Source organism: Leclercia sp. UBA5958 (genome assembly GCF_002430365.1).
GTDB lineage: Bacteria > Pseudomonadota > Gammaproteobacteria > Enterobacterales > Enterobacteriaceae > Enterobacter > Enterobacter pneumoniae.
In genome coordinates this window covers 79,066-89,747 of record NZ_DJCE01000003.1, presented here as the reverse complement: position 1 = coordinate 89,747, position 10,682 = coordinate 79,066, and the positions used below count along the sequence as shown (strand labels likewise).

Sequence of the window (10,682 nt, the reverse complement as noted above, 5' to 3'; positions counted from 1 at the left end):
AAACCGAGGTTTGAGCGAGCGTCTTCTGCCTTTGTAGCCCCAGTACCACCCTGCGCAATGGATAGTGCAGTAGTGAGCCCTTTCAGTTCGGTAATGTCACTGTTTGACCCCTTCCGGGCCAGTCCCCCAATGGCGGGAATGGTGACTGTTTTACCGTTGAGGGTGACCGTAATGTTCTGGTTTGCTGTGGTAGTGGCGAACGTTTCCCAGGCGCCAATATTTTCGTCGTACTCGTTAATGAGCTGCGAAATGCTCTGTGCCAGGCCATCCACTGACATGGCATCTGTTACGAGAATGCCGTACTTCTGGCCGCTGAGTGCTGGTGACGCAGCCGGCGTTACTGTTAACGATGTTGCACTGTTTATGGCGGTGATCTGGAACATCTGGACGGGGTTAGAAAGCACCATCAGGGTCTGGCCGAGACGGATCTGGCTGGCGGGAGCCGTCCAGTTTGTACCGGTGCCGGTGGCGGTATTTCCGTTAACTGAAAGAGTGCCTGTGCTGTAAATCATATTTTCTCCGGGCAATAAAAAACCCCGCCGTAGCGAGGTTGATCTAAAGAAATTTATTTAAACGTACATATCTGGAAGAACTGGCAGACTTAAGTCTGTAACCTGGTTATTCCCGAAGATGGCGTATTGATCAAAGCCAATATAAACGCCACCCTGAACCGATGCTTGTCCGTTCTGAATCTTTATTCCGTACATCCAGAAGGTATAAACGCCCCCATCTGTGTTGACGTTAAAACCATACCTACCAAGTGGCACATATCCATTGCCGATAGACACCCCCGACGTAGAGGGTTTCCACATCCCGCCCAGGAAGACAAACGGACGCTTAACAGTAGAGAACGTGCACTGCCCTGCCGCATTAAGGATAGTGAGGCCGTTCCCTGGTGTTGGTGTCACTCCGCTCGCGAAGATGACGATATCAATGGTACCGGTTGTGGGCCTGTGTCCACGCCCGGACGGCGGCTGGTAAAATCGTACGGTTGTTCCATCGAAGTCGATTGTGTTCCCACTATTGCAGCGTCCAAAAACGACATAGTTGTTTTTGTCATAGCCACTGATTGTGGGCACAGCCCACCCGCCAAGAGGGACATTCACGGTCCCCTGCCAGATGCACTGCCCTGACTGAGTCGCGTTGGTAATTGCGGTAAAGTCCGTGCTTTCGCTGATCAAAAGTCCGAACCCTGATTTCTGACCCACGGGGAAGATCTGCCAGACTGACCCGGGGAAGGTATAGGTGCTGGCCTTTTCTCCTGTATCGAAAGCCTTCATCACCGCGTTCTGTGTGACCCTTGCGCCAGACACCGTCACCGAATTCAGCTTGTGCAGCAGGCCTGTTTCAAGCCTGACCGTTTCGTAAGGCATGACGACAACCTGTGAACCTGAAACATAACCGCTGATATCAACGTACTTATTCAGACCGTACCCGTTAGGAAACCGCCCTCCAAAAGAAGGGCACCGCAATCCCGCGGTGATCTCCATCACCTTCGACCCGTCGTTATAATCAATTCTCAATCCTGTTGGCATGATTACCACTTACCTAGTCTGATGGTCCCGCCGCCGGGGATGGCAACGGTAACGCCGTTATCGTTAATAACCACCGTGTTACCGGTTCCGTTAAACGCAAAGTTGCCGTTGGTGGCATACAGGCTTCCCCGGACGGTAGCGTTATTGAATTCAGCGTTACCATTTTTGTTGATGTTCCAACCCACCGAGCCAGCAGTGAATGTATTCGACTGAATAAAATTGCCGATCTTGGCATTGCTGATGGTTCCGTCCTGAATGAACGTATCCCGGATGAACGTCTGCCCGTTCTGAATCACGAATGGCAGCGTAACAGCCCCGCCAGCCTGAGACATCACTGCGAAACGGTCAGCAACAAACAGCACCTGTGACTGCATGCCGGACGGTGTATTTTCAACGCCGATCCCCATCCCGGCGGCGTACTGGCGTCCATTGGAGTCCACCGCCACCTTGATGTTGTACATCGCGCTCAGGTTGCCGTTTACATCAACCACCGCCTGTGCGGTCTGGTTAATAGCTGCAGTCTGGCCGTTTACCGTAACCGTCAGGGAGTTGATTTTCGTGGCCGAGGCCTGCGTGAAATCAGCAAGGGTTTCGGTGAGATCGGTCGCGTTTGAGACATTACCACCAGCAGACGCATCAAGCGTTACCAGTGAACGGGCAACCGCCTGACTTGTATCTGCAATGGTGGTGTCGATACGGTCGATGCTGGCGCTGTTCCCGGCGTTGGTGGCCGTCTGGGATCGACGGCTGGTGACCTGCGCGAGGCTGTTCTGAATAACCGCGATAGAGGAGTTTTTAACGCCTCCCGTCATGCCATCCATTGAGACAGAGATTTCGTCAATCTTCACCTCAGCCTGGGCGAGCCCATCGGCGTTTTCCTTGATGGCCAGCGCCTGTTGCTCCAGATCGTCAGCGTTCTGTCTGATATCGTCGGCCATGCCAGCAATTTTCTCGTTGCTGTCTACTGCGCTTTCGATCAGTTCCTTGAACGTGTCCGATTCTTTAATCTCATCCAGGATAACATCGGTGATATCCGACACATCGATGCTGGCCTGACCGCGCACCCAGTCTGTGTAACCCGACTCATTGCCTGTTCTGTCCACCAGCTGCGCCCGGTACCAGAAAATTTGTCCCGCTTTCAGGCCCATCTGCTGATACTTGCGCTGCGGATAGGGAACATCGCTCAGAAGGATGGCATCATCCTCGCTGCCGGTCAGGCTGTACTGGATTTCAGTTTTCAGCGTGTCGTCTGTATTCGCCGGGAACCCCCAGTTCAGCTCGATACCGAATACCACATTTTCTGAGGCGGTGAAGCCCACCGGCTTCGGTGGATTGCCCACCTTACCCGTCAGCGTTTTCTCTTCCGAATAGCCCCATCCGGAGGATATTTCGGCAGCATTAATTGCACGCACCCGAACCAGGTAGCGCCCGGCATAAATCCCCGGCACGTCGAAGGACGTGGTGGAGCTGCGCGGCACGTTAACCCAGTTCCCGTCGTTGCGGCGCCATTGCGCTTCATAGGCGATAGCGTTCTGCGCCTGGTCCCAACTCACCCGCATCGTTTCAACGCTGATGTTCTGTTGGACAACCGAAAACGAGCTGATCACGATGTTAGCAGGCGGCGACTGGTTACCCGGAGGAATGACGCTTACAGGACGCTGGTCAATTATGGCGCCGGTATCAATACGAGCGTATTTATCTGGATCGTGCCATGCACCCGCGATAGAGAATGTGCCATCGTTATTATCCGTGACGCTCACAACACGGTACTGCTGCGCGTAGAGTTCATCGGACTCAACTACCCAGACGGCCTCAGCCTGTGGAGTTTCGCTGTAAGCCGTCGTGACGGTCACGGCGTTGCCGTTTACCGACTGGATAGTACGACTTTGAGAAGCGCCAGAAGGCAGGTTCAGAATAAGTCGGCCGCCGGCCACAGCGTCGGGTTTGCGGTCCAGGGTGATTACCCTGCCGTTAACAGCGCTGATACGCCCGCCCATAACCTTGCCGGACAGCATTTCGTCTGCCACCGCGATGATATAACCGGGTTGCGGAATGTTACCGTCCAGGCCGACATCGAAAGAAACGATGCGGTCCTTATTGTTGGTCAGAATGCCCCATCGTCCCTTACGGTTTGCCTCTGACTGACGGGTACAACCAATCGCCGTCATTTCCAGCTGGTTAAGTCCGTAACGCGCCACCAGCGCCTGCTCAAATACGGGCTCCATGGCATCGGCATAGGCGTTAGACGGATCTGACCAGGATACCAGCGCCGTGGTATACCGCGTTTTAGTGGTACTGCTGGCATAGGTAAAGCGGCCATCAATCACGTTGGCGCGAGTATAGCTGTAATCGACATCACGGGGCATGTCTGCAAGGGATACAATCTGATCCCCACCCCAGTACGTCATACCCCGGAAGATGGCCGCAAAATCACGTAGAACGGTGTAAGCGTCGTTTCGCTCCTGAACATAGACGTTGCAGGTATAGCGAGGTTCGGTACCGCTGCCGCCTTTACCGTCCGGCACCGGCTGATCGCAATACTGGGCCACCTGGTACAGCGTCCATTTGTCGATATTCGCCGCCGTCAGGCGATCACCCAGCCCGAAGCGGTCAGTCACCACCATGTCGTAAAAAATCCACGCAGGATTATCTGTCCATGCCCACTTAAACGTCCCCGTCCAGGTACCGCTGTAGGTTCGGGTTTCTGGATCGTAGGTATCCGGCACGCGAATAACACGGCCGCGCGGTTCGCATGAAATCTGAGGAATAGAGCCATTGAACTGGCTTGAGTCGAATTCGATGTACAGCAGCGCGGTGTTCGGATAGCGCAGTTTGGCGTCAATCACCTCGGTGAAGCTATGCAGCGTCATCGTATCGCCGATCTTCGCGCTGTTCGCGTCAGCGGTGATTTTACGCAGACGAAGCGTCCATGTGCTGCCGGCCTGCGGAAGATCAATACGGTGGCTGCGCTCATAACCGGATGTGGTTTTACCGGTTACGCTGGTATTCAGCACCGTCTTCCAGGTGCCGCCGTCGGTCTGCAGATCAATCGCATATTTTATCGAATACCCGACCAGATCGCCGTCGTCTTCCTGCTGGAAAAGCGATGGCCACTTCAGGCGCACACGAACGGCAGAAAGCTGGGTATTGGTAAACGTGCGAGTCCAGGCTGTGGCGCTTGATACTTCGGTACCCACGCTGATTTCGTTTTCGGTGCCGGGTATGCCCTGGATATATTTCTGCGCCTGAGTGCCGGAACGAAACTCCCAGGTGACGCCGCTGAAGTTCTGAGAGCCGTCAGCATTCTCAATAGCGGTACCATCAAGATAAATGTCTTTGCCGGTTAACTGGCCTGAAAACTCACCCTCACCAAGTGCGATTAATAATTTGGCCTTCGCAATAGACTGGAGATCGTCAGGCTGTTCGGTAGGCGTGCGTGATTTTGAGCCGCCACCCTTGCGGCCCCTTATTGCGGTTGCAGTTGCCATATTGCGCCCATAAAAAAAGCCACCCGAAGGTGGCTTATTGCTGAAGAAAATTATTTAGATGTTCGTTTCGCTAAATGGATTTACAAAATCAACTTCGGCTTTGAAAAACTGGCAATCACTGGAGGATGTCACTGATACAGGCATACCGGTATCTTCGACTTCATAAAGCTTTGAAAATTTCTCAGAAACTTTTCCCGAAAATGTCTCACGACAAATAACCTCTTGCCCACGGTTTACTACTACTGTCGCACTTCCGCCGATGAGGATTCCGTCATCAACGCGCTGCAGGCCTGAAATAGTCAATCTCAAATATTTCTTCATTGCTGATCCTCAACGTAAATTCCGGCAGAAATAATCGCCCCACCAATTCGCCGTCGGCCGTATAACAGCGGCACCGGATATCCCTGCGCAGCGGTATTGGTCACGCCACCGAAAGCATATGATGCCCGGTTATCTGCATCCTGTTTACTGGCGAGGCCTGCCGGTTGAGGGGAAAGCATCTGGATCACACCGCCGGCCATAAGTCCTATACCTGAACTAATCATTGCGCCACCAACTGGAGCGGCATATCCCCAAGAAAGCCCCGTGACTATTACCCCTGCCACTACAAGAACCGCTCCTAAAATCGTTTGTAACAACCCAGCTTTTTTACTGCCAATTATCACGGGAACTATCCGAACTGTGGTGGTAGAAATAGGAAGATCTAAATCCTCTTTACCTATATTTTCTTTACCTTTAAAGACTGCATAGGTGAGCCCCCGACTTCTGCTGTTATTCAGGAATGCTTCAAAGCCGGGAAGGGTGCAGCATAGGGCTCTAACTGCCTCACCCGTAGTGCGAACAACTCGCTCGTGAGTTTTCCCGAAAGTTTTCCCCAGCAGTCCTCCAAGCTCAATCCGAACCATATTTTCTTGCATGGATTCTCCAGGTATAAAAAAACCCACTAAGTAGTGGGTTTAGAATTTCGATATCCGATTACTGCATCGGCAGAGGTTTAACATCTACGTTCCCACTGGGATCGGAAAATAATCGTACAGCCTTAGTTTGTCCCTCTTTTAGCTGCACATAATTACCTACCGGCACAGCGTCAGAAATACAAACTTTACCTTCTCCCTTGATGGCAACGCTCCATTCCCCAGCTGGTAAATGGAAAATTGCTTTCTCGCCTGGATTTAAAACAGCAGCCTTCTCGTTGTTTAGGTAGACGCCCGTAAAGCATCCGCTGCCTAAATAACCTTTATCCCTGACAACTATCAACGTGGCATCAGTAGATTTCATTGATTGCTGATACTTAAGTACTCTTTCTGCTGGCGCCGGTTTTGCTTGGCTTGGTAAAACGGCTTCTGTCGCACACCCAGAAAGACTGAATAAGGCCAACATAAAAAGCAGCTTTCTCATTTCCCGTACTCCCTTTTGGATTCTCCTAAAAGGTTAACATAGGGATGAATGACGTAGAACCTTCATTGTTCTTTCCAGCCAATATCCACCGTAAGGCACTCGTTGGCTCAGATGACCGTACAGATGGTGCAGCAGCATATTACCTTCCAGAAGGATGCCGGCATGGTTCCACTTGTCAGCCTGAACCTGCATGATCACCATATCGCCGGGCTGCGGCGGGCCGTCAAACTCACGGAATCCGCATTCGTACCAGCAGTCCTGATAGAAGTTATCCGGGTATTCATTTTCCCACCACGGATAATCAACCCGGTAATCGTGCAATTCAATTCCGTGGGTCTGCAGGAAGTAGCTCATCACCAGACCCCAGCAGTCGTAAACGCCCAGCACGAAAGGCCGCTCAATAAGGGGTATTTCTCCTCTGGGCATAATTGTCCGCAGGTCACCTTCCGGCCAGCTGACAATGTGCCAGGGCAGGCCGTTGAGATCGCACTGAGCTTTATCCGTTTCGCTCGGTTGGGTAGTTGCATCAGGGTGACTGTGCACGATTGCGGTCACCGCCCCCCAGTCTTCAGCGGCGGCGTAGTCTTCAGGACACAGGACAAAGCTTTCCTCCGGATCTGATGCCAGATTGCGGCAGGGGAAATATCGCTCCACCCTGCTCTTCTGTGCCACCACGCCGCAGCATTCACGAGGATATTCAACTGCAGCATGCGCCATGATGGCATCAATGGTTTTCTGGCGCATATCAGCTCCTGATCAAAGATGTGCCCGGGAAACCACCAAACGACAGTTCGTTATTTTCTCCGAACCGAAGTTTGCAGGCCGTCAGCGTTCCGTTGCATTCATCCAGAGATGGATCGCTTACCGGGTTGTTGTTTTTATCGAAATAGCGCGTGCCTGCATAGTCGCAACCATCACCGGTACGGTATTTGTTCCGGATGCACCAGGTGCACAGCGAATGGAGCTGGCGCGTAGGTATCATCAGCCCCTGCAGGTCCATCGGGCTGGAGAGGGTGAACTCAACGACCTCGTTAGTCTCATTGCTTTTCGCATCAATATAGAAAACCTTCAGCTTTTCCTGGGTCGGATCGGCTGTCGGGTTACCCCCGGTGAAGTTTTTCGCATCGAGATATTTACCCAGGGTGTCATGTATCGCCACCTTCGCCTGCAACATATCGTCGTAAGCAAGGCAAAGGGCAGTGATCGAGCTGTCGAGGTTAGCAACCGAAAGTTTTGGCTGCGCACTACTTCCCGAGGTAGAAGCCTCGATCCCCTCAATCTGGCATGGCCACGCTTTATATTCTTCGCCCTGCCACCAGATTGATTTGGCAGGGAGCTTGTTTTCGTCACCGCCGGCCGCTGTTATTTCTGCTTCAGTATGTGCGAGACTGTAGTTGTGAAACCGTAAGACCTCACCTGTACCAAATGCAGTGCCATCCACTTCGAAAAGCCTGACCTCATCGCCTGGCTCGAGTTTCTGATAATCTGCGTTAAGACTCATGGTTTATAGGCCTGTTCAAATGTTGCAGAAAGGTTGAAGAGCCCGGCGCCAAGCGGCGATGGAGTGTAGGTATCACAGCGATACAGACCCAGCGGTTCAAGCGGTGGGTGCCACTGAAAAGACTTTGTTCCCTGATGGCGATCGAGAAAGTTTTTAATTTCCCCGATATACGTTTCGGTGCCGGTAAACTGTAAGTTCCACTTTTGTGAACGCGGATTTAAGCCATCACCGGAAACCTGTTCATACCCGTCACCAAACTTAGCGGAGCGGCGGCGGAACGTTACCTCCTGCTCCGCGTTGATGCGTGGGCACCAGCTGAATGTTTCAAGAGCCATCAGCGGCCTCCTTTTGCGAGATTCCAGACAGCACCGCCCGGAGATAAATCGCGGCCAATAAGCTCCCGATAGCGCCTGTCGACAAAATTCCCCACCTCTCGCGCGAACTGTTCATAACCACTGGTTGCCTGAGTCTGGTTGTTCCCGTTGCCATCAATCTGGATACTGACCTGCGGTGCCCCTCCACTACCTGGCGTGACGCCGCCATTTCCCACGGCGCGGACACCCAGGGAACCATCAGATGCGCGGGTAAGAGGCATAATGGCTTCAGGACCAGCCTCTCCCATCAGACCGGCACCTTTTGCAAACGCAAACAACGTCGGTGAACTGACGACAGAGTTACTGTACTGACTGAGATCGGCTGATGAGTAAACGCCGCCTTTGGCGTTTAATTGCAGATTTGCACCGTAGTTCTGGATTGCTGTTCCGCTACTGGCAGAGGATGAGGCGGCACCACTAAACAGCGAACCGATAGAGCTGGCCGCGTTCGCGATCATCATATTTACCATCACCTGTTCTATGATTTTCAGAACGCTTATACCCCAGTCTTTCCAGCTCGCTTTATTGCCGTTGAGCATCTCGACAATGTTGCTGCTGATCCCGGAGAGAGCGCTTTTCATGACGTCGGCCGCCTGCATTGCATAGTTCGTGGAATCATCCACCCAGTCGGCAAGTCCGTCCCGGGCGCCGGTTACCCAGTCAGCCTGTAGCGCATCAACTTTCTTGTAGTAATCCTCCTGAACTTCGAGCCTTTCAGACTGCGCATCCTTCAGAGCCTGAGTTTCCCGGTCATAAACCGTCTGGCTTATATCACCGGACTGATACTGCTTTTGCAGCTCCCGCTGCTGGTCGAGAAAATCGCGCTCAATACTCAGGCGTTCCCTGAGCCGCTCACGCTGCTTATTGCCGATTCCTGCACCCTGCACATCAACGCCTAAATCCGCACGCGCATTCTCGTTCTGTGCCTGCAGATTTGCCACAAACGCCGCTACCCTGGCATTTTCTTCATTGGCTTTTTTGACAGCGTTCAGGCGATCCACTTCCTGAGCCAGAGATACCAGCCGCGTTTTCTGCGCTTCGTTAAGTGACTGCAACTTGCTGTCAGCAATATCGAACTGCAGTTTTTGCTGTTCGGTCACCACAGCCGTTTTTTTGCCGGTAGTGTCGATGAGTTCGATCTGGCGCAAGTAACTACGCTCAACGCTTTTAAACGCAGAATCCAGTTTCTGACCAGAGGTATTATTTTTCGGCTTACCGTTTGTTTCCCCGCTGCCAAGGCCATAGTTTGTTTTGACTGGCTCGGGCAGTTTTATTTCCGGTAGAGTAGATTGGGAGTTTCTTAAAAAAGCCAGTCGCCTCTGGAGCTCAGCCCTTTCGGCCTCCTTACCGGATACGTCCATACCTATTCTGTTGAAACTCGCCAGTACGCCTTTATCATCGAGATCTGCATTCAGGTTCTTGATGCGCCGTTCAATTTCTGGAATGGAGGCATTCAGGCCGACCGAACTCCCGCCTTTGTACTGGTCTATCAGCTTTCCGGCCTCGGCCCCCACCCTTACCAGCCAGGTGGCCAGGTCCACTACCCCACCAACCAGATCAGTCAGCCCCTGAATAACAGCCGGATCTTTAAATACATCCCCCATATCTCCAATAGACTTCTGGAGTGCACTCAAATCTACGCTGGCGAGCCCTGCAGCAAGTTCAATTTTGACGCCGTTTACCTGCGTCTCCATATCCTCAAACAGAGCGTTGACTCTAACCAGTTTTTCGATATCTGCGTCATCGGGCGCCACACCAAACTTCTTCGCGGCATCCATATACTGACGCAGCTTTTCACTGCCATTGTCGAGGAGCGGCAGCATCTTTGAGAGATCATTGCCCAGGCTTTCGAGAATGGTGGTCTTCTCGGCGTTGGACTTAACTTTCTCCAGGGCGTCGCTGATAGCCAGAAGTTGCTTATCGGGAGATTCTCCGGCCAGTTTCTTAGCTGACAACCCAAGAGAGTCCAGCGCACCGACCGCCTCACCAGATTTATTAAGAACGGCATCACCGATTTTGTCTCCGACATCTTTAAAGATATCGGCCATCTGATCGCCGGAAACACCTGCTTTCTCTGCAGCATATTGCCAGGCTAACAGGGACTGCGTGGACATGTTAAGGGACTTTGCCCAGCGGTCTGATTCGGTTATCTGACGTGAAGTTGTTTTGAGCAGGTTATACCCCGCTACCCCGGCTCCGATGGCTGCAGCGCTGACTGCTGTTGCGAATCCGGTCATGGCAACTGCAGCTGCAGCTGCATCATCCTTAACCTGCTTACGCCATTTTTGTGAAGCTCGCTCAGCCTGTGAGAGGCCAGAGACAAAACCGCCCACCTTGGCAATAAGGTCTATCGTCAGCGTGCCCAGTGATTTGGAAGCCATAAACT

The 10,682-nt window shown here is 52.6% G+C and carries 9 protein-coding genes and 1 pseudogene; all 10 read right to left on the bottom strand.

Annotation, left to right across the window (positions count from 1 at the left end; translation table 11 throughout):
• A pseudogene (locus tag B2Q93_RS04480) lies at window positions 1–512 on the bottom strand (tail fiber domain-containing protein); the annotation flags it as partial.
• Between the two features lie 57 nt (window positions 513–569).
• Window positions 570–1,535, bottom strand: a complete 966-nt coding sequence (locus B2Q93_RS04475) for a DUF6453 family protein (protein WP_286931964.1) — start codon at window positions 1,533–1,535, stop codon at window positions 570–572.
• A 2-nt stretch (window positions 1,536–1,537) separates the two neighbouring features.
• Window positions 1,538–5,023, bottom strand: a complete 3,486-nt coding sequence (locus B2Q93_RS04470; RefSeq protein WP_286931962.1) for a host specificity protein J — start codon at window positions 5,021–5,023, stop codon at window positions 1,538–1,540.
• 54 nt (window positions 5,024–5,077) lie between these two features.
• On the bottom strand, window positions 5,078–5,344 hold the full coding sequence (locus B2Q93_RS04465) for a hypothetical protein (RefSeq protein WP_286931960.1): 267 nt from the start codon (window positions 5,342–5,344) through the stop codon (window positions 5,078–5,080).
• On the bottom strand, window positions 5,341–5,940 hold the full coding sequence (locus B2Q93_RS04460; RefSeq protein WP_286931958.1) for a tail assembly protein: 600 nt from the start codon (window positions 5,938–5,940) through the stop codon (window positions 5,341–5,343). Before B2Q93_RS04460 ends, B2Q93_RS04465 begins: the two co-directional genes overlap by 4 nt.
• Window positions 5,941–5,998: 58 nt before the next feature.
• Window positions 5,999–6,421, bottom strand: coding sequence for a hypothetical protein (locus B2Q93_RS04455; protein ID WP_200084638.1), 423 nt, complete (start codon window positions 6,419–6,421; stop codon window positions 5,999–6,001).
• 33 nt (window positions 6,422–6,454) lie between these two features.
• Window positions 6,455–7,165, bottom strand: a complete 711-nt coding sequence (locus B2Q93_RS04450; protein WP_286931956.1) for a C40 family peptidase — start codon at window positions 7,163–7,165, stop codon at window positions 6,455–6,457.
• A 1-nt stretch (window position 7,166) separates the two neighbouring features.
• Entirely contained in the window at window positions 7,167–7,922 is a 756-nt protein-coding gene (locus B2Q93_RS04445; protein ID WP_286931954.1) for a phage minor tail protein L, read from the bottom strand.
• Complete coding sequence (locus B2Q93_RS04440; protein ID WP_286778064.1) at window positions 7,919–8,257, bottom strand: phage tail protein; 339 nt, start codon at window positions 8,255–8,257, stop codon at window positions 7,919–7,921. The genes B2Q93_RS04445 and B2Q93_RS04440 overlap by 4 nt, the downstream gene beginning before the upstream one ends.
• The gene (locus tag B2Q93_RS04435) at window positions 8,257–10,677 is read right to left on the bottom strand and encodes a phage tail tape measure protein (protein WP_286931953.1); all 2,421 of its coding nucleotides are present in this window, start codon (window positions 10,675–10,677) and stop codon (window positions 8,257–8,259) included. The genes B2Q93_RS04440 and B2Q93_RS04435 overlap by 1 nt, the downstream gene beginning before the upstream one ends.
• Window positions 10,678–10,682 lie beyond the last annotated feature (5 nt).

Coding starts and splice junctions, on each gene's coding strand:
- B2Q93_RS04475 (WP_286931964.1), bottom strand. CDS start 1,535: ATGCCAACAGGATTGAGAATTGATTATAACGACGGGTCGAAGGTGATG.
- B2Q93_RS04470 (WP_286931962.1), bottom strand. CDS start 5,023: ATGGCAACTGCAACCGCAATAAGGGGCCGCAAGGGTGGCGGCTCAAAA.
- B2Q93_RS04465 (WP_286931960.1), bottom strand. CDS start 5,344: ATGAAGAAATATTTGAGATTGACTATTTCAGGCCTGCAGCGCGTTGAT.
- B2Q93_RS04460 (WP_286931958.1), bottom strand. CDS start 5,940: ATGCAAGAAAATATGGTTCGGATTGAGCTTGGAGGACTGCTGGGGAAA.
- B2Q93_RS04455 (WP_200084638.1), bottom strand. CDS start 6,421: ATGAGAAAGCTGCTTTTTATGTTGGCCTTATTCAGTCTTTCTGGGTGT.
- B2Q93_RS04450 (WP_286931956.1), bottom strand. CDS start 7,165: ATGCGCCAGAAAACCATTGATGCCATCATGGCGCATGCTGCAGTTGAA.
- B2Q93_RS04445 (WP_286931954.1), bottom strand. CDS start 7,922: ATGAGTCTTAACGCAGATTATCAGAAACTCGAGCCAGGCGATGAGGTC.
- B2Q93_RS04440 (WP_286778064.1), bottom strand. CDS start 8,257: ATGGCTCTTGAAACATTCAGCTGGTGCCCACGCATCAACGCGGAGCAG.
- B2Q93_RS04435 (WP_286931953.1), bottom strand. CDS start 10,677: ATGGCTTCCAAATCACTGGGCACGCTGACGATAGACCTTATTGCCAAG.